The sequence below is a fragment of the Streptomyces sp. WZ-12 genome (genome assembly GCF_028898845.1).
Taxonomy (GTDB): domain Bacteria; phylum Actinomycetota; class Actinomycetes; order Streptomycetales; family Streptomycetaceae; genus Streptomyces.
The window spans coordinates 6,798,168-6,819,501 of sequence record NZ_CP118574.1 but is presented as its reverse complement, the minus strand read 5'-3'; the positions used below and the strand labels follow the sequence as shown (position 1 = coordinate 6,819,501).

The 21,334-nt window shown below is 73.4% G+C and carries 18 protein-coding genes; 5 read left to right on the top strand and 13 right to left on the bottom strand.

The features are described 5' to 3' along the window. Positions 1-355: 355 nt before the first annotated feature. From PV796_RS29530 to PV796_RS29485, 10 genes are all read right to left on the bottom strand, one after another. On the bottom strand, positions 356-1,309 hold the full coding sequence (locus PV796_RS29530) for a slipin family protein (RefSeq protein WP_274916511.1): 954 nt from the start codon (positions 1,307-1,309) through the stop codon (positions 356-358). 589 nt (positions 1,310-1,898) lie between these two features. Further along, the gene (locus PV796_RS29525) at positions 1,899-2,804 is read right to left on the bottom strand and encodes a S1 family peptidase (protein WP_274916510.1); all 906 of its coding nucleotides are present in this window, start codon (positions 2,802-2,804) and stop codon (positions 1,899-1,901) included. Positions 2,805-3,083: 279 nt separating this feature from the next. Continuing rightward, the gene (locus PV796_RS29520; protein WP_274916508.1) at positions 3,084-3,890 is read right to left on the bottom strand and encodes a DUF1684 domain-containing protein; all 807 of its coding nucleotides are present in this window, start codon (positions 3,888-3,890) and stop codon (positions 3,084-3,086) included. 1 nt (position 3,891) lies between these two features. Beyond that, the gene (locus PV796_RS29515; RefSeq protein WP_274916507.1) at positions 3,892-5,259 is read right to left on the bottom strand and encodes an NtaA/DmoA family FMN-dependent monooxygenase; all 1,368 of its coding nucleotides are present in this window, start codon (positions 5,257-5,259) and stop codon (positions 3,892-3,894) included. Further along, complete coding sequence (locus PV796_RS29510; RefSeq protein WP_274916506.1) at positions 5,256-6,296, bottom strand: LLM class flavin-dependent oxidoreductase; 1,041 nt, start codon at positions 6,294-6,296, stop codon at positions 5,256-5,258. The genes PV796_RS29515 and PV796_RS29510 overlap by 4 nt, the downstream gene beginning before the upstream one ends. A 41-nt stretch (positions 6,297-6,337) precedes the next feature. Continuing rightward, positions 6,338-7,306: an ABC transporter substrate-binding protein gene (locus tag PV796_RS29505; RefSeq protein ID WP_274916505.1), complete on the bottom strand. Its 969-nt coding sequence runs from the start codon at positions 7,304-7,306 to the stop codon at positions 6,338-6,340. Between the two features lie 62 nt (positions 7,307-7,368). After that, a complete protein-coding gene (locus PV796_RS29500; protein WP_274916503.1) occupies positions 7,369-8,184 on the bottom strand; it encodes an amino acid ABC transporter ATP-binding protein in 816 nt (271 codons plus the stop codon). Next, positions 8,181-9,098, bottom strand: coding sequence for an amino acid ABC transporter permease (locus PV796_RS29495; protein ID WP_274916501.1), 918 nt, complete (start codon positions 9,096-9,098; stop codon positions 8,181-8,183). Before PV796_RS29495 ends, PV796_RS29500 begins: the two co-directional genes overlap by 4 nt. Beyond that, entirely contained in the window at positions 9,082-10,986 is a 1,905-nt protein-coding gene (locus PV796_RS29490; RefSeq protein ID WP_274916500.1) for an FAD/NAD(P)-binding protein, read from the bottom strand. The genes PV796_RS29495 and PV796_RS29490 overlap by 17 nt, the downstream gene beginning before the upstream one ends. Then, a complete protein-coding gene (locus tag PV796_RS29485; RefSeq protein ID WP_274916498.1) occupies positions 10,983-11,846 on the bottom strand; it encodes an amino acid ABC transporter permease in 864 nt (287 codons plus the stop codon). The genes PV796_RS29490 and PV796_RS29485 overlap by 4 nt, the downstream gene beginning before the upstream one ends. Before the next feature lie 505 nt (positions 11,847-12,351). Here PV796_RS29485 and PV796_RS29480 point away from each other — a divergent pair. The 3 genes from PV796_RS29480 to PV796_RS29470 all read left to right on the top strand — a co-directional run bounded on the left by PV796_RS29480 (position 12,352) and on the right by PV796_RS29470 (position 14,845). After that, positions 12,352-12,858 carry a GNAT family N-acetyltransferase gene (locus PV796_RS29480; RefSeq protein ID WP_274916497.1) on the top strand — a complete coding sequence of 169 codons (507 nt, stop codon included), beginning with the start codon at positions 12,352-12,354 and terminating at the stop codon, positions 12,856-12,858. Beyond that, the gene (locus tag PV796_RS29475) at positions 12,855-13,808 is read left to right on the top strand and encodes an ABC transporter substrate-binding protein (protein ID WP_274916496.1); all 954 of its coding nucleotides are present in this window, start codon (positions 12,855-12,857) and stop codon (positions 13,806-13,808) included. The genes PV796_RS29480 and PV796_RS29475 overlap by 4 nt, the downstream gene beginning before the upstream one ends. 587 nt (positions 13,809-14,395) lie before the next feature. After that, the gene (locus PV796_RS29470) at positions 14,396-14,845 is read left to right on the top strand and encodes a cell division protein SepF (RefSeq protein WP_274916494.1); all 450 of its coding nucleotides are present in this window, start codon (positions 14,396-14,398) and stop codon (positions 14,843-14,845) included. 75 nt (positions 14,846-14,920) lie between these two features. On the opposite strand, the gene PV796_RS29465 is transcribed toward PV796_RS29470, so the two are convergent. Both PV796_RS29465 and PV796_RS29460 read right to left on the bottom strand, forming a co-directional pair. Continuing rightward, a complete protein-coding gene (locus PV796_RS29465) occupies positions 14,921-16,114 on the bottom strand; it encodes an acyl-CoA dehydrogenase family protein (protein WP_274916493.1) in 1,194 nt (397 codons plus the stop codon). A gap of 163 nt (positions 16,115-16,277) precedes the next feature. Then, entirely contained in the window at positions 16,278-17,930 is a 1,653-nt protein-coding gene (locus PV796_RS29460) for an MFS transporter (protein ID WP_274916492.1), read from the bottom strand. A gap of 226 nt (positions 17,931-18,156) precedes the next feature. On the opposite strand from PV796_RS29460, the gene PV796_RS29455 reads away from it, so the two are divergent. Together PV796_RS29455 and PV796_RS29450 are read left to right on the top strand one after the other, a co-directional pair. Continuing rightward, a complete protein-coding gene (locus PV796_RS29455) occupies positions 18,157-19,350 on the top strand; it encodes a mannosyltransferase family protein (protein WP_274916490.1) in 1,194 nt (397 codons plus the stop codon). A 265-nt stretch (positions 19,351-19,615) separates the two neighbouring features. Beyond that, positions 19,616-20,650: a phosphatase PAP2 family protein gene (locus PV796_RS29450; RefSeq protein ID WP_274916489.1), complete on the top strand. Its 1,035-nt coding sequence runs from the start codon at positions 19,616-19,618 to the stop codon at positions 20,648-20,650. Between the two features lie 129 nt (positions 20,651-20,779). On the opposite strand, the gene PV796_RS29445 is transcribed toward PV796_RS29450, so the two are convergent. Beyond that, positions 20,780-21,004 (bottom strand): I78 family peptidase inhibitor, encoded by a 225-nt coding sequence (locus tag PV796_RS29445; protein ID WP_274916488.1) that lies wholly within the window; start codon positions 21,002-21,004, stop codon positions 20,780-20,782. Positions 21,005-21,334 lie beyond the last annotated feature (330 nt).

Genomic DNA, 21,334 nt, shown 5'->3' with positions numbered 1-21,334 from the left:
AGGCGTCATCGGCGGCGGGGCCGCCCCCCTGGGCGCGGCGGGCCGAAAGGCGCTCCGGTTCCGCGGCGGTGCGGGAGAACTCCAGCTCCTGGTGGGCGCATCGGACGGCCGCCGCGTGCGCGGTGACCACGGTGGCGGCGGTGGCGCCCCCGTAGGCCAAGCGGGGACACCACACCCACGGCGGCCACTAACGCCAGCTCCACCCACCGGACTTGGGCAGCTCAGCGCGGTCCGCGCACCCTCCCGGCGCCGTCCCGCGAGGGGCCGGGCACGCCGCTACGGGGGCGGTCGCCGTACAGCGGGCGACCGCCGTACCCGGGTGCGGCGGTCGTCCTCGGTGGCGGTGCGGGGCGGGCTACGGCGAGCCGCTGCGGAGGTTTTCGGCCCGCGGGAGGTCTTCGAGGGCCGGGAGGGCGTCCTCGACGACGCCGTCCGGGACCGACGGCGCGGGCGGGGCGGCGTCCGTCGGAACCGTCCGCTCCTCCGACGGCCGCTGCGCGCGGGCCCGTTCGGTCTCCGCCTGTGTCTGCGCGGTCTGCGCCTGGGCCTGGTGCCCGGCGTGCTCCAGGAACCGCAGCAGCTCGACGGGGAACGGCAGGACGAGGGTGGAGTTCTTCTCGGCGGCGACCGCCACCACGGTCTGGAGCAGCCGCAGTTGGAGCGCCGCGGGCTGACCGGACATCGCCGCGGCGGCCTCGGCCAGCTTCTTGGACGCCTGGAGCTCGGCGTCGGCGTTGATCACGCGGGCCCGGCGGTCCCGGGTGGCCTCCGCCTGGCGGGCCATCGAGCGCTTCATGGTCTCCGGCAGCGAGACGTCCTTGATCTCGACCCGGTCCACGCTCACGCCCCAACCGATGGCCGGGCTGTCCATCATCAGCTCCAGACCCTGGTTGAGCTTCTCGCGGCTGGACAGCAGGTCGTCCAGCTCGCTCTTGCCGATGATCGAGCGCAGCGAGGTCTGGGCCATCTGCGAGACCGCGAACCGGTAGTCCTCGACCCGGACCACCGCGTCGGCGGCGTCCACGACCTTGAAGTAGACCACCGCGTCGACCCGGACCGTGACGTTGTCCCGAGTGATGCCCTCCTGCGCGGGCACCGGCATCGTGACGATCTGCATGTTGACCTTACGCATCCGGTCCACGCCCGGGATGATCATGGTGAAGCCCGGACCGCGCGCCGGGCTGGTCAGCCGCCCCAGCCGGAGCACCACGCCCCGTTCGTACTGCTTGACCACCCGTGCCGCGGCCATCAGATAGACCGCACCCGCGGAGACCAGCCCCACGCCGGCCGCCACCAGTTCTCCGACCATCACGGCCCCCTGAACTGCGCCGATACGGCGCACTAAGGGTTTCTACGGCTCTTGGATCCCATGGTAGGCCCGCGGCCGGCCGGCTTTCCACGTTGGCGGCTGACGCCGCAGGCCCCGTACGTCGTCGGCCTCCCCGCCGTGGTGGGGTTTCCGCCTTCGGCGGAAGGGGTGTTGGGGCGGGGCCCGGCTTTGCGATGGGTGCCGGGTGCGGGCCCACCCCTCCGGCCCCGCACCCTCCCGTACGTAACGGGACCCCGCCCCGGCGGGAGAAGAGGCACAAGCACCACCCCGTTTCCGACTCCCCCTCCGGCGGAAGCAGGGATACGAACAGCACCCCACTCCGCCCCCTCTCCCCTCACCCCCACCGGGCGGAGGCGCCCACCCCACGGGAGGGGGCGGGCCGGAGGGGGCGGGGTTTTCGGACGTAAAGCGAAGCAGTCCGAAAACCCCGCCCCCGGAGGACCGCACCCGCCACCACAGACCCACCAGACGCCCCGCCCAACACACCCCTCCGCCGAAGGCGGAAAGACAGCAACCCGCACGGCGGGAGAGCCAACAACGTGGGAAGCGAGCCGGCCGCAGGCCCTCGTCAGGCCAGGCTCACGCCATACGCGCTGAGCGCCGCCGTGACCGGCTGGAAGAAGGTGGTGCCGCCGCTGGTGCAGTTGCCGCTGCCGCCGGAGGTCAGGCCGAGCGCCGTGCTGCCCGCGTACAGGGGGCCGCCGCTGTCACCGGGCTCGGCGCAGACGGTGGTCTGGATCAGGCCGGAGACGATCTGGCCGTTGCCGTAGTTCACCGTGGCGTTCAGGCCGGTGACCTTGCCGCTGTGGACGCCGGTGGTGGAGCCGCGGCGGGTGACCGTCTGGCCGACCGTGGGGTTCCCGGCGCCGGTGATGGTCTGGCCGCCGACCGCTCCGGGGTGCGCCAACGCGGTGTTGGTGTACTGCACGATGCCGTAGTCGTGGCCGGGGAAGCTGGAGCCGGTGGTGGGGCCGATGCTCGTGGCGTGCGAGGAGTCGGTGTACCAGGGCGGTTGGCCGTCGGTGCAGTGACCGGCCGTCAGGAAGTAATAGGTGCTGCCCTTGCGGACGTTGAAGCCGAGCGAGCAGCGCCAGCTCGGCGCGTAGATGGCGTCGCCGCCGGAGATCAGCTTGCGGAGCGTGCCCGGGGTGCGCTCGATCCGGACGGCGTCGGCGTTGCTCCCCGCGGCCCGCCGGATCGTGGCGAGCTGGTCCTGGGAGACGGTGCGGTCCGCGGTGACGACGAGGGTGCGGGTCGTCGGGTCGACCCGCCAGGCGGTGCCCGCGACGTCCGCGGCGCGGACCGCGTCGCCCGCGGCGGTGAGTTGGGCCGCGCTGAACGTCCGTGCGGGGGTGGGGGTTTGGGCGGCGGCGTTCGGTACGGCGAGGGCGCCGAGGGCCACCAGTCCGGCGGTCGCGGCGATCAGCCGGCTGCGTCTTGCGCCGCTGCGGGGGGTCATGCGCGCATTCCTCACTGATTCCTCCGAGGGGGATCGGGGGCCGCCAACGGGCGGCCCGTGAGGCGCAGTCGAGGAGCACGCGGGCGCGCCGGAGGGAAGCCCCGCGGCACATTTTTAACGTGCCCCTGACAAGCGCTTGACCGGATTTTGAGGGTCGCCGCCCCCGCGGCGCAAGAGGGCTGCCATGATCCCGCACTCCTCGCACCACCCCGCCGGGCTCCGTCAACGCGCCGTCCCGGGCGCCGAGTTGACGGCACCCGGGACGGTCACGGCCCGCGCGGGGCGGCCTCCGGCTCAGCGGACGCGGACGTTCCGCTCCCCCGCCCGCAGCGCGAACGGCAGGGTGTTGCCGGGCGGCGGGAAGGGGCAGATGAAGTGGTCGGCGAAGGCGCAGGGCGGCAGCAGCGTCCGGTTGAGGTCGACCGTGACGGTGCCGTCGGCGGCCGGCGCGGGCGGCCGCAGGAAGCGGAAGCGGTAGCTGTCGGTGCCGCTGGTGGCGTCGGCCAGCACCGCCCACAGCGAGCCGTCCGGCTCCACCGCGACCTTCAGGACGTGCTCGTCGCCGTCGAGGGTGAAGGCCAACTCCCCGCCGAGGACGAAGCCGCGCTGCCGCCCGTCGGCGTTGGCCACCCGGATCGTCTGCCGCTCGGCGTACGGGCGGAACAGGCCGGGCCGCACCCAGCGCGCGTCGTGCGGGTAGGCGTCGATGCCGGCGAAGGCCCGCCGGGTCGGGGCGTCCGGGTCGAAGTCGCGGACCGCCCACAGGTCCTCGCGGCGCAGCACCACCAGGCGGCGCGCGCCGTGGGCCACCCGGGCCGCCGCGGGCCCGGCGTCCGCGTCGAGCCGGAACTCCCCGACGGCGGGGGTGCCGTCCACGGTGAGCCCGTCCTCCGGCGCGGCCGCGAGGACGACCGCGGCCCCGTCAGTGGCGACCGTCCAGCGGCCCGGCAGCCCCTCGATGCGGCCCTCGGGGTGGTCGGCGAGCCAGTGGGTGCCGGCGAGCGCGAGCGGTCCGTGGGGTCCGCTGACCGCGGCCCGGCGCCCCTCGCGCCACTCCTGCCACTCCTGGACGGCGTCCGGCGGGGTCGTGCTGCTGGTCATCTCAGTCCTTCCTTACGGGGCGCGCCGGATCCGGCAGCCCCAAGTGGGAGCGCAGGGTGGTTCCGGTGTATTCCGTGCGGTACGCGCCGCGCTCTTGGAGCAGCGGGACGACCCGCTCGACGAACGGGTCGAGGCCGCCGGGCGTGAGGTGCGGCACGAGGATGAAACCGTCGGCGGCGTCGCCCTGCACGAAGGCCTCCAGCTCGCGGGCCACGTCCTGGGGCGTGCCGATGAACGACTGCCGCCCGGTGGTCTCGATCACGGTCTCCCGGATGGAGAGCCCCTTGGCGCGGGAGAGCGCCCGCCACCGGTCGGCGACCGCCCGCGGGTCGGCGATCCGCACCCGGCCCTGGGCCAGTTCGCCGTGCGGGTCCGGGTCGATGTCCGGCAGCGGCCCGTCGGGGTCGTAGGAGGACAGGTCCACGCCCCAGACCTGCTCCAGCGTGAGCAGCGCGGTCTGCGGGGAGACCTGCTGGCGGCGGATCTCGGCGGCGTGCTCCTGGGCCTCGGCGGGGGTGTCGCCAAGGACGTAGGTGACCCCCGGCATGATCTTCAGGTCCGCCGGCCGCCGCCCGTACGCCGGGAGCCGGCGCTTGACGTCCGCGTAGAAGGCGCGGCCGGCCTCCAGCCCGCTGTGCCGGGTGAAGATCACGTCGGCGGCGGAGGCGGCGAACTCCCGTCCCTCCGAGGAGTCCCCGGCCTGGATGATGACCGGGTGCCCCTGCGGGCCGCGCGGGACGCCGAACTCGCCGCGGACGGTGAAGTGCGCCCCACGGTGGTCCACCGGCAGCGGCTCCCCGGCGTCGGCCCGGGAGTCCCAGAACTCGCGTGCGGTGGCGAGGAATTCGGCGGCGCGGGTGTAGCGGTCGGCCCGGTCCAGGAAGCCGCCGCGCCGGAAGTTCTCCCCGGTGAAGGCGTCGGAGGTGGTGACGACGTTCCAGGCGGCCCGGCCGCCGCTGAGGTGGTCCAACGAGGCGAGCCGGCGGGCCAGTTCGTAGGGCTCGTTGAAGGTGGCGCTGACCGTGCCGGCCAGGCCCAGCCGCTCGGTGACCGCGGCCAGGGCGGCCAGCACGGTGAGCGACTCGGGCCGGCCGAGCACGTCGAGGTCGTGGATGCGGCCCTTGTGCTCGCGCAGCCGCAGCCCCTCGGCCAGGAAGAAGAAGTCGAACAGGCCGCGCTCCGCGGTGCGCGCCAGGTGCTCGAAGGAGGCGAAGTCGATCTGACTGCCGAAGGAGGGGGGACGCGCAGCGTCTCGGCCAGGGGCGGTGGTCGGGCCGGCGGGCGGGGCGGCCCAGACGGTGGTGTTGTTGACGCCGGGGAAGTGCGCGGCGAGGTGGATCTGCTTGCGGGGACCGGCGGTCGGGCTCATCGGACGGCCTCCCGGGCGGGCGCGTAGATGCTGGCGGGGCGCGGCAGTCCGAGGTGGTCGCGCAGGGTGGTGCCCTCGTAGGAGTGGCGGAACAGGCCGCGCTCCCGCAGGGTCGGGACGGTGCCCTCCACGATCCGGGGCAGGTCGCGGGCGGGGTCGGCGGGGCGCAGGTGGAAGCCGTCGGCGGCCCCTTGGGCGAACCAGTCGCCGAGCAGGTCGGCCAGGCCGACGGCGTCGGCCGGGGACTCCAACTCGACCGGCAGCGAGGCCAGTACCCGCAGCGCGCCGGGGTCGCGGCCGTGCGCCCGGGCCCGGTCGTGCAGGGCCGCGCGGGCGGCGCCGGCGGTCCCCGGGTCCTCGGCCCGGACCAGCACCACGTCGGCGCGGGCGGCGGCCACCGCCCAGCGGGCCCGCTCCGCGTGGCCGGCATCGGGGGCGTCCGCGACCTCGACGACGGTCACCGGGCGGCCCTGTGGCGGCCGGGGGACGATGGACGGCCCGCGGACGGTGAAGGTGTGGGCGGTGAAGTCGACGTAGTGCAGCCGGTCGCGGTCGACGAAGCGGCCGGTGGCCCGGTCGCGGATCTCCGCGTCGTCCTCCCAGCTGTCCCACAGCCGCCCCACCACGTCGGCGACCTCGTCGGCCTCCGACCAGACCTCGGCGGCCGGGGCGGCCGGGCGCCGGCCGACGAGCGCGGCCTCGGCCTCGCTGGTGGACGCCGCCACCGTCCAGCCGGCCCGGCCGCGGCTGACCCAGTCCAACGTGGCGACGCCGGTGGAGACGTGGAACGGCTCGGTGTGGGTGGTGGTCACCGTGGCGACCAGGCCGAGGCGTTCGGTGGTCGGCGCGACCCGGGCGAGCACCGAGAGCGCGTCCGGGCCGGGGCCGCCGAAGCGGTCGCCGAGGGTGACGAAGTCGAGGGTGCCGCGCTCGGCGAGCCGGGCCAGGGCGAGGTAGGGCGCGGCGTCGGACGGGGGCGGGGCCTGCGGGGCGTCCAGGGCGACGGCCAGCCGCAGCGGGTGGTGCGGGACGGGCATGGGGTCAAGCCTTCCTGTGCGTAACGGCCGGGTCCGAAGGGTCAGTTGGTGGTCCGGGGCAGGCCGGGCGGGTTGATCCGGGAGTGCGGCACGGCCTCGCCGGACAGTCCCCAGCGGGCCAGGACCTTGGCGTAACGGCCGTCGTCGATGACCTTGTTCAGGGCCGCGGCGTACGCCGCGGCCAGGCCGCTGCCCTTGTGGGTGGTGGCGGCGATCTCGCCCTTGAGGTGGGCGCCGCCGCCGGAGAAGGTGCCGGCGATCTCGGTCTGGCCGGCGGTGGCGACGTGGTACGCGGCGGTCGGGTTGGGGCCGAAGTAGCCGTCGATCCGGCCCGATTGGAGCGCGAGGTAGACGTCGGTGGCCTTCTGGAAGTACTTGATGTCCACCGGCTTGCGGCCGGCCTTCTCGTCCGCCCTGCTCCAGTCGAGGAGGATCTTCTCCTGATTGGTGCCGGAGCTGACCGCGATCGACTTCCCCGCCACGTCCGCGGCGCCGCGAACGCGCCACCCGCTGCCCTTCTTCGTCTCCATGGCCAACTGGTCCAGCCGGTAGGTGGCGAAGTCGTACTTGTCCTTGCGCTCCTCGGTGACCGTGACGTTGCTGAGGACCGCGTCCAACTTGCCGCTGTCCAGGCCGACGAAGAGGTTCTCCCAGGACAGCGGCTCGAAGCGGGGGGTCAGGCCGAGGGTGTCGGCGACCAGCGTGGCGAGGTCCTCCTCGACGCCGATCAGGGTCTTGTCGTCGGTGGCGTAGAAGCTGAGCGGGGGGATGCCGCCGGCGTCCACGCCGATCCGCAGTTCGCCGGTGCCCCGGACCCGGGCGGGCACCAGCGCGGCGCTCTTGGGGTCCTTGGTGCCGCGGACGCGGTGCTGGTCGGGGCCGATGTTGAGCTTCGGGCCGCCGCCCGCGGTGCCGACCGCCGCGTCCGCCGCGTCGCCGGCGCCGCAGGCGGTGAGCAGGGCGGAACCGGCGGCGAGGGCGAGGACGGCGGCGAGCGTGCGGCGGATCACGGGAGGTCTCCTTCGGAGCGGTACGGAGGGTGCTGCGGGGACGGCGGGCGCGGCGGTCACGGTCACAGGACCTTGGAGAGGAAGGCCCGGGTGCGCTCGTGGCGCGGGCGGTCGAGCACCTGGCCGGGCGGACCCTGCTCGACGATCCGCCCGTCGTCCATGAAGACGACGGTGTCGGCGACCTCCCGGGCGAAGCCCATCTCATGGGTGACGACGACCATGGTGGTGCCCTGGTGCGCCAAGTCCCGGATGACGTCCAGGACTTCGCCGACCAGCTCGGGGTCGAGGGCCGAGGTCGGCTCGTCGAAGAGCAACAGCTTGGGTTCGAGGGCCAGTGCCCGGGCGATGGCGACCCGCTGCTGCTGGCCGCCGGAGAGCTGCTTGGGGTAGGCGTGGGCCTTCTCCACCAGCCCGACCCGGGCCAGCAGTTGGCCGGCGGCGGCCTCGGCCTCCTTGCGCGGGCGGCGCTGCACCGCGATCGGGGCCTCGACGAGGTTCTCCAGCACCGTCAGGTGCGGGAAGAGGTTGAAGTTCTGGAAGACGAAGCCGATGCCGGTGCGCTGCTTGAGGATCTCCCGCTCGCGCAGCTCGTACAGCTTCTCGCCCACCCGTCGCCCACCACCGCCCTTGCCGGTGGCCCTTCGGGCCGCGGGTTTCGCTTCCCTCCGGTATCCCACCAGCGCCCCGTCCACGCTGATCCAGCCGCTGTCGACCTTCTCCAGGTGGTTGATGGTGCGCAGCAGGGTGGACTTGCCCGAACCGGACGGCCCGAGCACCACCGTCACCTCCCCGGCCGCGACCGTGAGGTCGATGCCGCGCAACACCTCGGTGGACCCGAAGCTCTTGTGCACGGACCGGACTTCGACCATGGCGCTCATCGCGCGGCCCCCTTGGCGTAGTGGCGTTCGACGTAGTGCTGGAGGACGGAGAGCACGGTGGTGAGGAGGATGTACCAGGCGGTGGCGACCATCAGCAGGGGCACCACCTGGCCGTTCCGTCCGTAGATGACCTGGACCTGGTAGAAGAGTTCGCCGATCGCCATCACGGAGACGATCGAGGTGCCCTTGAAGAGGGAGATCACCTCGTTGCTGGCGTTCGGCAGGATCGAGCGCATCGCCTGCGGCAGCACGATCCGGCGCAGGCGGCGCAGCCGCGGGATGCCGAGCGCGGCGGCCGCCTCCAACTGGCCGCCGTCCACGGACGAAACGCCGGCCCGGACGATCTCGGCGGCGTACGCGGCCTGGTGCAGGGCGAGGCCGAGCACCGCCGCGCCCATCGCGCCGACCAGCCCCATGGTGTCGAGGTGGAAGAGGCCCGGGCCGAACGGGATGCCGAAGTCCAGCCGCTTGTAGAGGTAGGCGAGGTTGAACCAGAACAGCAGTTGGACGATGAGCGGGATGGAGCGGAAGGCCCAGATGTAGCCGAACGCCACCCAGCGCAGGAACGGGCTGGCCGACAGCCGCATCAGCGCCAGCACCAGACCGAGGGCGAAGCCGAGGGCGGTGCCGTAGACGGTCAGTTGGAGGGTGACCCAGACCGCCCTCAGGACCGTCTCGCTCGCGAAGAACCGGGCGAACACCCCCCACTGCCAGGCCGGGTTGGTGATCAGGCCGTGCGCGAACTGGGCGAGCAGCACGGCGGTCACCGCCACCCCCACCCAGCGCCAGGGGTGGCGGACCGGGACGACCTTCAGGGCCGTCGGGTCGTCCGGGCCCGGTGGCCCGGCGCGCTGCGGTACCGGTTCGCCGGCCGGGGCGGCCTCGGTGACGGCGGGTTCACTGGTCAGCGGCATCGGCAGTCCTGGGGGTGGATGCGGGGACCGGGACCGGTGGGGCGGTGCGGTCGCGGAGGAAGGTGAGCAGGGCCCGCGCGCTCGCGTCGTTCTGCCGGAAGGCGGGCGCGTTGGTGCGGGGGCGGGTGAACGCCCCGCCGGCGCGGGCGTCGGTGTGCGGGCCGAGCGCGAAGCGGCGGGGGTGCGGGCGGCCGGACCGGTCCAGCACCCGGCCGTCCACGGGGTCAACGGCCAGCAGCCCGCCGGCCGTTGACCGGGCGCCGTCGGTGCCCAGCGCGCGCAGCAGCCCGTCCCGGGTGCCGGCCACGGTCGGCTCCGGCAGCCGCGCCTCGACCAGCGCGCGGGCCCGCGTCCAGTGGCCCGGCACGGTGGCGGACCCGGCGCGGAACACCCCGCGGTCCTCGTCGGCGGTGACGGCGAGGTCGGCGCCGAGGAAGCGCACCACGCCGGCCCGGGAGAGCGCCAGCAGTTGCCGCAGCCGGGGGCCGGGCGGCCCGGAGGCGAGGAAGCTGAAGAAGCCGTGCCACCAGGGCCCGTGGTCGCCCAGCTTCGGCAACTGGCCGTAGACGGAGAGCAGGGCCAGGAAGACGGCCAGGTCGGGACTGTGTACGGGGTCGTGGCGGCGCGCCAAGTCGGCCTCGATGTGGGCGCGCAGCCCGGCCTGGAGGGCGTCGCCGTCGGGGTGGCGGATGCCGTCCAACGGGCGGTCCAGCGCGGCCAGGTCCAGCCGGTCGGCCGGGTCGGGGACGGCGGCCGAGACCAGGGCCTGGAGGGCGGCGCTGCCGGGCTCGGCGACGGCGTACTTCTCCTCGAAGTCCGGCCAGGCCATCAGGGTGCGCTCGGCGTGCGCGGTGAACAGCCGGTGGTAGTGGGCGAACCCCAACTCCTTGTCGATCAGCGGCCAGACGTCCCGCTGGAAGTCGAACCCGCCGGGGCGGGCGAGCAGCGCATCGACCTCGGCCGGGCCGAAGAACCGCGGCAGCGGCGGCAGGTCGCCGGACGGCCCGTAGCCGATCTTGGAGTGGTAGGGGACGCCCCGCCGGGACCCGACGTGCAGCACCGGCTCACGCCCCGAGGGATGGTAGGTCAACTCCCCGTCGGCGCCGGTGGTGTACGTCCCGCCGCGCCCCTCGGTCAGCAGCACCATCAGGTCGACGAAGGCCAGCCCGAAGCCGCGCACCAGCACCGGCTCGCCGGGCCGCAGCGCGTCGAGGTCGCTGTCGGCGGTGAAGGCCGGCGGCAGGTACACCAGTCCGTGCCGGTCCGCGAAGTTCGTCAACTTCCTCTCTTCGTCCGTCGGTTGGGCCTCCAGGTGGCCCAGGGTGAGCACCACCAGGTCGGCGAGGAGCGGGGCGGGCCGGCCGGCCAGCCACACGTGTTGACGCCCGTCGCGGGGGCCGGTGACGCGCAGCGCGGCCCGCCGGTGCTCGTGCACCGTGACCCGGGGCGGCAGCGCGGCCACCGCCTCCTCGTAGACCCAGCGGAGGTAGCCGCTCTGCAGCCGCCGGCCGGCGAAGTCCCGCGGGCCGAGCGCCGCCAGGTCGTCGGCGAGGTCCGGCGGGGCGGCGATCTCACCGTCCCGTACCGCGCGGGACCACTGCGCGAGCGAGGGCCCCGGCCGCACCGGCCCGGCCAGCTCCACGGTCTCGTCGGTGAACATGGTGACGTCCTCGGCCATGGAGTTCATCCACAGCAGCGGGGACTGCTCCCGGCGCCAGATCCGGCCGCCGCCGGGCGGATGCGGATCGACCAGGTGCACGTCGAGGGGCGCGTCGCCGTACAGCTCGGGGGCGTTGGCGGCGATCCGCTCCAGCACCCCGGTGCCCCGCGGCCCGGCGCCGACGATCACCACGGACGGCCGGTCCCGGCCCGGTGCGGTCGCGCTCATCGGGCACCGGCCGTTCCGCGGGCGTAGTGCCGCTCGACGTAGAACTGGCCGGCGTTGAGGACCGAGGTGACCAGGACGTACCAGAGGGTCGCCACCAGCAGCAGCGGGATGACCTGGTAGGTGCGGTGGTATACCAACTGGGTCGAGTACAGCAGGTCGTTGACGGCGATCACGCTGACGATGGAGGTGCCCTTGAGGGTGCCGATCAGCATGTTCCCGGCCGGTGGCACGATCGACCGCATCGCCTGCGGCAGCACGATCCGGCGCAGCCGCCGCCAGGCGCCCAGCCCCAGCGCCTGCGCGGCCTCCCACTGCCCCCGGTCGACGGAGAGGATGCCGCCGCGGACCACCTCCGCGGCGTAGGCGGCCTCGTGCAGGGTGAGCCCGATGACCGCGACGGCGACCGGCGAGAGCAGGTCGACGGTCTTGACGCCGAGGACGACCGGGTAGAGCGCCCCGACGTTGAACCAGAACAGCAACTGCACCAGGATCGGCGTCGACCGGAACAGCCAGACGTAGCCCCAACCGACGCCGCGCAGCACGGGGTTGGCGGACAGCCGCCCCGCCGCGAGCAGGGTGCCGAGGGCGAAGCCCAGCACCATCACCACGACGGTCAGCCAGAGCGTCAGCCCCAGGCCGCGCAGCACGGCGGAGGTCAGGAAGTAGTCGGCGACCACGTCCCACTGGAAGGCGGGGTTGCGGGCGACGGAGAAGAGGGCCAGCGCCAGCAGGGCGAGCAGCACGGCGGCGGCCGTCCACTGCCCGGTACGGCGGCGCGGCACGATGCGCGGGGCGGCGGGGGACGGTTCGCCCGGCGGCGCCGCGGACACGGCGGGGGCGTCGAGGGTGTCGGAAGGCATGCGAAGGCTCCGTGGACGCATCGATCGAGCACGGGAGTCGAGCGCCTTCACACGGGAAGAGACTTCACACGGGAAAATGCGGGCCGCGCCCCTCAGCACGACCGGCACTTGAGGCTATGGGGTGAACACCGCGGGTTGTCAAGGGCGTTGGGCGGACCGTCTCGGACTGTGAGCGATGGATCACGTCACGGTTGACGCGGAAACGGATGCCTGTTCCACTTAGCCCCATGCATCCATGGCAGCGGCTGGTCACCCGCGACCACATCGACTTCGGTCGCGTGTGGTCGTCCTCCTGTTGAGCTGACCCCCTGCCCCCGCGGCCCGTTGCCGATCGGCCGGGCCCCTTCGCGGTCTCTCCCTCTCCCTCGCCGCGCGCCTTCGCACCGCTTCACACACCGCGCCGCCGTCCGGCGCCCCCTCCCCTCGCCCTACCCTCGTCCTCTCCTACCTGCATCCCGCGCGCCCGCCCCGTCGAGCGCCGCCACTGGCCACGGAGACGCCCCCGATGACCGCCGCGCCCCGGCCGCTCCACGCGGCCCACCTGACGATCCGTCACACCACCGTCACCGACCCGCTCGCCCGCCCGCTGCTGGCCGAGCTGACCCACGAATACAGCACCCGCTACGGCCACCCCGTGGACCTGGACCGGGAGTACCCGCCGGAGGAGTTCGGCCCGCCCGGCGGCGCGTTCCTGCTGCTCCTGGAGGACGGCGCCCCGGTCGCCGGCGGCGCCTACCGCCGCTACGACGCGACCACCGCCGAGCTCAAGCGCATCTGGACGCACTCCGCGCACCGCCGCCGCGGCCTGGCCCGACGCGTTCTGACCGCCCTGGAGGAGGACGCCGCCGGCCGCGGCTACACCCGGCTCTACCTCACCACCGGCCCCCGCCAGCCCGAGGCCAAGAACCTCTATCTCGCGGCGCGTTACCGCCCGTTGTTCGACCTGACCGCCGACCCGGAGTCGATCGGCCCGCTGCCGTTCGAGAAACATCTGGAGATCCCGCGCCCATGACCCCCACCCGCCTCCCCGCCGCCGCGCTGCGCACCGCCGCGCTCCTGGTCACCGCGGCCCTGACGGTCACCGGCTGCGCCTACGGCCGGGCGGTCACCGGTGCCCGGGACGCCGGACCGGCCGCCGCGCACGACGCGGTGCCCACTGCGGACGTGGTCTCCGGCGAGCGCAGGGACCCGGCGGCCGCCGCGCTGCTGCCCGCCGCCGTCCGCGCCCGCGGCACCCTCGCCCTGGCCGCCAGCGTCGGCGCCCCGCCCAGCTCGACCTACCTGCCCGACGGCACGACGGTGGTCGGCCAGGACATCGACGTGGCGAACGCGGTCGGCAAGGTCCTCGGCCTCAAGCTCACCCGGGAGGTGGCCAGCTTCGAGGCGATCCTGCCGGCGCTGGACAGCGGCAAGTACGACGTGGGCACCGGCAACTTCGGCGTCACCGACGACCGCCGCAAGACCCTCGACTTCGTCACCTACGTCAACGACGGCCAGGGCTTCGCGGTCCGCGGGGACAGCCCGCTCGCGAAGGTCACCTCGCTGACCCAGCTCTGCGGACTGACCGTGGCCACCGGCGCCGGCACCACCTTCGAGACGACGCTCGAACAGAACAGGCCGAAGTGCGCCGAGGCCGGCAAGCGCCCCTACGACGTCAAGACCTACGCCGAGCAGGGCGCCCTGTGGCTCTCGCTCCAACAGGGCCGCAGCGACGTGGTGATGAGCACCATCAACGGGCTCCGCTACGCCGTCAAACAGCAGCCGGGCCTGCGCTTCCTCAACGAGTTCAAGCGCCTGGACGTCGGCTTCGCCTTCAAGAAGGGCACCGCGCTCGCGCCCGCCTTCCAGGCCGCGGTCAACCGTCTGATGGCGGACGGCACTTACGCCCGCATCCTGGCGAAGTGGGGCACCACCCCCTCGGCCCTGACGACCTCCCGGATCAGCCCGCCGGAGAAGCACTGATCCGGGTGGGCGGCGCCCCGCGCCGCCGCGCAAAGGGACGCGGGGTCCCGATCTCCGGCCGGAGATCGGGACCCCGCGTCCGTCCGCCCCGCGAGACGGACCGCCGGTCAACGGGCCACCCCTGACCTTCTTCGCCAGCGCCCGCCCCGCGGCGGCGCGGCAGGCGCTCCACCCCGGCCGGTGTGGTCACGTGCTGAACCCTCGGAGAGTCCGTGGAGGGGAGGTGACGATTTCCGCTCCCGCGTCAACGACGCTCCAAGAGGTCGGTCACCCGATGACCGGGCCATCCGGCGCGCCGCCGCCAAGACCGCGGACATATGTCCTGGTCCCCATGGCGAACGTACTCACAAGTCGAATCCAGTCTTTCGCGTCAACTTGTCGACATCACCGCGCCGGTGCACCTACCGTGATGCCCTTCGTACTGTCAGTTCACCGCCAGGGCACGCGGCCTGACGGCGCACCACCCTCTTTGCACCAGATATGTCACGAACCCCCCGTGCGGCGGCTATCCGCTTGGCACACCCTCGCCCTCATGGACGACGATAGGGCGAACGGAACGCACACGCCGCGGGTGAGAGGAGGCGTCAATGGGATCGGTACGCAAGGCGAGCGCCTGGCTTGGCCTCGTCGACGACAACGATGACGAGCGCTACTACGACGATGACTACGCCGAGGGACCCGAGTCCGCCGACTCGGGCGGCAGCCCCTGGGTGACCGACCCCCGGGTCCGGGTCGCCGACGAGGCCGCTCAGGACCAGGGCACCCGCATCGCCACGATCTCCCCGGCCTCGTTCCGGGACGCCCGCGGCATCGGCGAACTCTTCCGGGACGGCGTGCCGGTGATCGTCAACCTCACGGCCATGGAGTCGGCCGACGCCAAGCGGGTGGTGGACTTCGCGGCCGGCCTGACCTTCGGTCTGCGCGGCTCCATCGAGCGGGTCGCCACCCGGGTCTTCCTGCTGACCCCCGCCGACTACAAGGTGGTCACGGGCGAGGCCCGCGCCCACCGCAACGGCGGCTTCTTCAACCAGAGTTGAGCCGGCCCCGGCCGCCCGCCCCGGCGGGGCCCGACGGGCCCGACCGGCGCGGCGGTCGGCGCGGGGTCGCGCCCCTCACCGGAAGGCGTCGAGTCCGGTCAGGGCCTTGCCCAGCACCAGTTGGTGCATCTCCGCGGTGCCCTCGTAGGTGAGCACCGACTCCAGGTTGGTGGCGTGCCGCATGACGGGGTACTCCAGCGAGATCCCGTTGGCGCCGAGGATCGTCCGCGCGGTGCGACAGATCTCGATCGCCTCGCGGACGTTGTTGAGCTTGCCGAAGCTGATCTGCTCCGGCCGCAGCACCCGGGCGTCGAACCGCCGCCCCAAGTGGTGCGCGAGCAGCACCCCCTTGTGGAGCTCCAGCGCCATGTCGGCCAGTTTGGCCTGGGTGAGCTGGAAGCCGCCGATGGGCCGGCCGAACTGCTCGCGGGTGCGCGCGTAGTCGAGCGCCGCCTCGAAGCAGGCGCGGGCGGCCCCCATCGCGCCCCAGACGATCCCGTAGCGGGCCTCGCCCAGGCACCGCAGCGGCGCGCCCAGCCCCTTGGCGTCCGGCAACACCGCCTCGGCGGGCAGCCGCACCTCGTCCAGGACCAGTTCGCTGGTGACCGAGGCGCGCAGCGACCACTTGTGCTTGATCTCGGGTGCGGCGAAGCCGGGGCTGTCGGTGGGGACGACGAAGCCGCGGATGCCGTCTTCGGTCCGGGCCCAGACCACCGCGACGCCGGCCACCGACCCGTTGGTGATCCACATCTTGCGCCCGGTCAACACCCAGTCGGTGCCGTCGCGCTTGGCGTGGGTGCGCATGCCCGCCGGGTCGGAGCCGTGGTCCGGCTCGGTCAGCCCGAAGCAGCCGATGACCTCGCCGGCGGCCATCCGCGGCAGCCACTGCCGCTTGAGCTCCTCCGAGCCGAACCGCCAGATCGCGTACATGGCGAGCGACCCCTGGACGGAGACCAGCGAGCGGATGCCGGAGTCGGCGGCCTCCAACTCCAGGCAGGCCAGCCCGTACTGGACGTGCGAGGCGCCGGCGCAGCCGTAGCCGGTCAGGGACATCCCCAGGGCGCCGATCCCGCCCAGCTCGCGGGCGAGTTCGCGGATGGCGGGGAGTTCGCCGCGCTCGTACCAGTCGGCGATGTGCGGCAGGACCCGGTCGGCGGCCCACTGGCGGACGGTGGCGCGGACCGCGCGGTCCTCGTCGGTGAGCAGGTCGTCCAGGCCCAGGGGGTCGTCGGGGTTGAACGGCGGAAGCTGGGACGGCGTTGCGGACATGGCGGCCTCCGGCGGGTTCAGCGCTCGCGCGAAAAACTAGCAGTGGTAGTTACGCGGCTCCGACGGTACGGTCCCCGACACCGCGCGGGCAAGGGTCACCGCCGCGGCGCCGGTCCGGAAAACGACGCGGGGCCGGCCCGACGGATCGGACCGGCCCCACCGCTCAACGGCCGGTGCCCGCGGGGGCCCGCGCCCCCTCGCACCCGGCGGACGCCGGGCACTCCCCGGGCACCACCATGGCGCCCTCCTCGGCGGTCCGGTCCGTGGACTCCGCGGCCCGGCGCGGCAGTCGCAGCGCGATCCCGGCGCCGACCAACAGCAGCACCGCGCTGGCGACGAGGGTGACCCGCAGGCCGTGGACGAAGGAGTCGCGGGCGGCCACCCGGAGCGCCGCCTTGGCCTGCTCCCCCAGCCCGCCGGCGACCTTGTACGCCTCGCCGAGCGAGTGCGCGGCCGATCGGGAGGCCGCCTCGGAGACCCCGGAGACGTGGTGCAGCCCCGGCGCGTAGGCGGCGTTCATCACGCTGCCGAGCAGCGCCACGCCGATTCCGGCGCCGAGTTGGTAGGCGGTCTCGCCGAGGGCCGCCGCACCGCCCGACTGCGCGGCCGGGGCCTCGCTCAGCATCGACTCGTACGCCCCGAACAGCGTGGCCTGGAAGCCGAATCCGAGCAGCACGAAGCCGAGCGAGAGCTGCCAGAAGCGGTCCTGACTGCCCATCGCGGTCAGCGTCAGCACCGCGGTCGCGGTCAGCGTGAAGCCGCCCGCGACCATCACCCGCGGGCCGAGCGCCTGGAGCAGTTTGGAGCCGGTGAGGCCGGCGGCCATCGCGGAGAACACCAGCGGCAGCATCCGCAGCCCGGTCGCCAGCGGGCTCAGCCCCAGCACGAGTTGGAGGTACTGGACGGCGATCAACTGCAAGCCGACGAGGGCCAGCATGGCCAGCACGATGCAGCCGATGGAGGTGCCGAACGCCGGGCGGGCGAAGAGCCGCATGTCGATCAGCGGGTGCGCTCGGCGGTGCTGCCGACGGACGAAGACCACCAGCAGCGCGACGCCGAGCAGGATCGGCAGCAGCGTCGTCACCCCGAACACCGGGGCACCGCTGCCCAGTCGCTTCACCCCGAAGACCATGCCCACCACGCCGAGCGCCGCGACCACCGCGCCGATCAGGTCCCAGGGCCCGTTGCGCTCGCCCCGGGACTCCGGCAGCAGCCAACGCCCTATCAGGAACATCGCCGCCATCATCGGGATGTTGATCAGGAAGACCGAGCCCCACCAGAAGTTCTCGACCAGGAAACCGCCGAGCACCGGGCCGACCGCGGCGCCGACCGCGGCCACCGCGCTCCACACCCCGATCGCGACCGCCCGCTCCCGCCGGTCGGGGAAGACCTGCCGCAGGATCGACAGCGTCGCCGGCATGATCATGGCGCCGCCGATGCCGAGCAGCGCCCGGGCCGCCATCAGGATCTGCGGATTGGGCGCGAGCGCGGCGACGGCCGAGGCCGCGGCGAAGAGCCCGTAACCGAGCAGCAGGATGCGGCGACGGCCGACGCGGTCGCCGAGCGTGCCGAAGAGGATCAGCAGCGAGGCCGCCATCAACGGATAGACGTCGACGATCCACAGCAGCTCGACCGGTCCTGGCCGCAGGTCCTCGGTGACGGACGGCACCGCCACATAGAGGATGGTGGTGTCCAGCGCGACGAAGAGCAGACTGACGCAGAGCACGGTCAACACGGTCCAGCGGTTCGCGCCACCACCTGTGTGCCGGGGAACAGCACCCGCCCGCCCCCTGCCGGACGCGGTCGTCCCTGACATCCAGTACCTCCTGTCATGCGCTCGCCGTGCTGCGCTCGCGGCCGCGGTCCAGGGCGCGACGACGCGCCGGCGGAACCGGCGGCACGGGCGAGTTGAGACGTCAGACTACGCGAGTCCCTCCACGGCACGCGTGGCCCACCTCACGGTGAGACGCTCATCGCAGCCCCGACGTTGCCCCGGACCGACCCCATCGGGTGGGCCCGGCGCCACCTGGATAATCGTCCGGATGAACGATCTCGCCTCCACCGCCGCACCCGGCCGGACCCTGTGCCCGCCCGCCGTCCGTGCCGCGCTGCGCCGCGCCGTCCCCGGCCTCGCGGCCTTCGCGGCGATCCGGCTGCTGGGCCTGGCCGTGCTGATGGTCTGGTCGGCGGCGAACGGCAAGAGCTGGCACACCCTGCTGACCGCCCGCTGGGACTCCCTCTGGTACACCCGGGTCGCCGAGCAGGGCTACGGCTACACCGTCCATCTCGCCAACGGCGACGTCCACTCCAACCTGGCGTTCTTCCCGTTGCTGCCCTGGCTGGAGCGGGGCGTCTCGGCGCTCACCCCGCTCTCCGCGGCGAACGCCGGGATGACGGTGGCCTGGCTGTCGTCGCTGGCCGCGGCCTGGGCGCTGTACGCCACCGGGGAACGGCTGCACGGACCCCGGGCCGGAGTGCTGCTGGCCGCACTGTGGGCCGCGCTGCCGGTCGGGATCGTCCAGTCGATGGCGTACTCGGAGTCGCTGTTCACCGCGCTCGCGGCCTGGGGCGTCTACTGCGTGCTCACCGGGCGCTGGGTGTGGGCGGGCGTGCTGGCGTCGCTGGCCGGACTGACCCGGCCGATCGGCGCCGCGGTGGTCGCCGCCGTGTGGATCACCGCGGCGGTGACGGTCGCCAACGAGCGGGCCGGCGGGACCCGATGGCGCGCCCTGCTCCGCGGCCGGCACCGACGGATGCTGCTCGGCGTCGCGCTGGCCCCCTTCGGCTGGTGCGGCTACGTCCTGTGGGTCGCCGCCCGACAGGGCTCGCTCGCCGGCTACCTGGACGTCCAGGCCGGCTGGCACAACGGCTTCGACGGCGGCATCGCCTTCGGCACCTTCGTCTGGCACCAGTTGACCGGACCCGCGTTCGCCGCCGGCCTCGGCCTGCTGATCGGCGTGGCCCTGGTGATCTGGTTGTACGTGCACGGGGTGCGGAAGGGCCAACCGCTGCCGTTGGCGGTCTACGGCGGGCTGGTACTGCTGATCGCGCTCACCGCCAAGGGCTACTTCGGGTCGAAGCCGCGGCTGATGATGCCGGCCTTCCCGCTGCTGCTGCCGCTCGCGACCGGCCTGGCCCGGTGGCGTCCCGTGCGGTCGTGGCTGGTCATCGGCGTCGTGGCGGTCGGCTCCGCGCTCTACGGCGCCTTCTGGCTCAACGGCTCGGGCCCGCCGTGACCGGAAGATCCCGCTCCGTAATCGCCGGCCCGAAGAAAACACGCCGCGACACCCGTGCGAATGGCGGATAAACTCCGCCGCCGAAAAACAGATAAGCACCTATGCGAGCGACACCCGGCTGACTGGAAGGGAATCAGATAGCCGGGTAATTCTCTTCGAAATCCCGGGAAGCCAGCCCGGATTGAGACCCATTCCACATCACATCGTCATTACAAAGCGCACGGTTTGACCAAGTGCATACATCACACGCGGTAACGTCGTTTGAGTGCGTACCGATGACAAGCTCGACCAGATGGAGGAGCACCTCCCGACCGATCGCATCAAACCGCCGCGCATGACCCGGACCCGCCTGTGGCTGCTCTGGGGCACGCTGGCGGTGTATGCGGCGATCGTCGCGGGGGTGCTCGCCAACACCTCCCTGGTCACCATCGACTGGCAGTTGATGTTCTTCCGGCCGTACAAGCAGTGGCCGGAGTTCCACGCCTTCCTCGACTACTTCGTCGTGCTGGGGCAGCGCGGCCCGACGGCACTGGCGGTGGCGGCGTGGCTGGGCTGGCGCTGCTGGCGGCAGCGCAACCTCCACCCGCTGCTGGTGCTCGGCGCCTCGCTGCTGCTGCTGAACATCACCGTCGGCGCCGCCAAGCTGGGGATGGGCCGCCTCGGCCCGCACTACGCGACGGTGGTCGGCTCCAACGAGATGTGGCTCGGCGGCGACATATTCCCCTCCGGCCACACGGCCAACGCCGTGGTCACCTGGGGCGTGCTGGCCTACCTGGCCACCACCTCGCTGCGCCGCCGCATCCTGTCGGTGATCGCCGCGCTGGGCGCGCTGGGTGTCGGCATGACCACCGTCTACCTCGGCACGCACTGGGTCAGCGACGTCATGCTGGGCTGGGCCGCGGGCCTGCTGGTGCTGCTGGCGATGCCGTGGCTGGAGCCCGGCGTCACCTGGGTCGAGGACCGGCTGATGGGCATCCTGCTCCGGCTGTGGCTGCGGCTGCGCCCGGACTCGCTGCGCGGCCCGCTGCCGGCCGGCGCGCTGGCGCCCGAGGTCTCCCGGCAGCGGGCCGCCGCGGACGGCGAGGTCCTGGTGCGCGAGGCGGTCGGTGCGACCACCGGGAGCCGCGCCACCCACGCCCCCGAGGGCTGGCCGCACCACCCGCCGCGCCCGCACACCTCCCGCGCCGAGCGCAGCCCGGTCACCCCGACCGGATCCCGCCGGCCGCCGCACGCGGACCGCTTCCCGCGCGGCACCACCCCGTTCGGCCCGGCCCCCGGCCGCCCCCGCAACGGCGCCTGACCCCCGCGGCGCGGACCCGGTACGCACCCCGCCCGCCCGCACCGAGGCCCCGGCCGCTCCGTCCAGGAGCTGCCGGGGCCTTCGTCGTGTTGCTGCCGGCCCGGCCACGGGAGCCACGCCGACGGGCCGTCAGCCCCGCCAGGCGCGCGCCACCGCCCCGTCCTTGACCTCGAAGTTGATCCGGCCGACGAGGTACTCCATGGTCAGCATCGCGCCCGGCTGGACCGCCCGGACGGTGGACCAACCCCGGGCCCGGGCCAACTCCTCGGCGGCCTCTCGGTCGAGGCCGACGTACGCCTCGGGGTCGTCCTGCACATCGGGGGTCTCGCCGGGAAGGTTCGGTTCGGGTGCCATGCCAGCCACCGTAGGCGCCAGCGGAGGTGGGCGGAAGGCCCGCCCCCGCGTCCCGTCACGACTTCCGGCCCGGCCATTGGTCACGCTTCTGTCACGGCGAACGCCCCTCCGATTGACTGGGCAACGCTTCCCGTTACCCGCCGTACAGCACCGCGAACGGGCACAAAACAAAGCGGCCGGAATTCCCCCTTGATCGGCAACGGAAGGGTGTGCCGGCGTATCGGACAACGCCGGGCAGCCCACCGGAATTAATCGTGCAACGCCCCGGGATTCCCCTTACCCGACGCCCTTTTCCGGCCGCCCTCGAATTGACCAACGAGACACATTCCA

Coding starts and splice junctions, on each gene's coding strand:
- PV796_RS29530 (WP_274916511.1), bottom strand. CDS start 1,309: ATGGTCGGAGAACTGGTGGCGGCCGGCGTGGGGCTGGTCTCCGCGGGT.
- PV796_RS29520 (WP_274916508.1), bottom strand. CDS start 3,890: ATGACCAGCAGCACGACCCCGCCGGACGCCGTCCAGGAGTGGCAGGAG.
- PV796_RS29515 (WP_274916507.1), bottom strand. CDS start 5,259: ATGAGCCCGACCGCCGGTCCCCGCAAGCAGATCCACCTCGCCGCGCAC.
- PV796_RS29510 (WP_274916506.1), bottom strand. CDS start 6,296: ATGCCCGTCCCGCACCACCCGCTGCGGCTGGCCGTCGCCCTGGACGCC.
- PV796_RS29500 (WP_274916503.1), bottom strand. CDS start 8,184: ATGAGCGCCATGGTCGAAGTCCGGTCCGTGCACAAGAGCTTCGGGTCC.
- PV796_RS29495 (WP_274916501.1), bottom strand. CDS start 9,098: ATGCCGCTGACCAGTGAACCCGCCGTCACCGAGGCCGCCCCGGCCGGC.
- PV796_RS29490 (WP_274916500.1), bottom strand. CDS start 10,986: ATGAGCGCGACCGCACCGGGCCGGGACCGGCCGTCCGTGGTGATCGTC.
- PV796_RS29485 (WP_274916498.1), bottom strand. CDS start 11,846: ATGCCTTCCGACACCCTCGACGCCCCCGCCGTGTCCGCGGCGCCGCCG.
- PV796_RS29480 (WP_274916497.1), top strand. CDS start 12,352: ATGACCGCCGCGCCCCGGCCGCTCCACGCGGCCCACCTGACGATCCGT.
- PV796_RS29475 (WP_274916496.1), top strand. CDS start 12,855: ATGACCCCCACCCGCCTCCCCGCCGCCGCGCTGCGCACCGCCGCGCTC.
- PV796_RS29470 (WP_274916494.1), top strand. CDS start 14,396: ATGGGATCGGTACGCAAGGCGAGCGCCTGGCTTGGCCTCGTCGACGAC.
- PV796_RS29465 (WP_274916493.1), bottom strand. CDS start 16,114: ATGTCCGCAACGCCGTCCCAGCTTCCGCCGTTCAACCCCGACGACCCC.
- PV796_RS29460 (WP_274916492.1), bottom strand. CDS start 17,930: ATGTCAGGGACGACCGCGTCCGGCAGGGGGCGGGCGGGTGCTGTTCCC.
- PV796_RS29455 (WP_274916490.1), top strand. CDS start 18,157: ATGAACGATCTCGCCTCCACCGCCGCACCCGGCCGGACCCTGTGCCCG.
- PV796_RS29445 (WP_274916488.1), bottom strand. CDS start 21,004: ATGGCACCCGAACCGAACCTTCCCGGCGAGACCCCCGATGTGCAGGAC.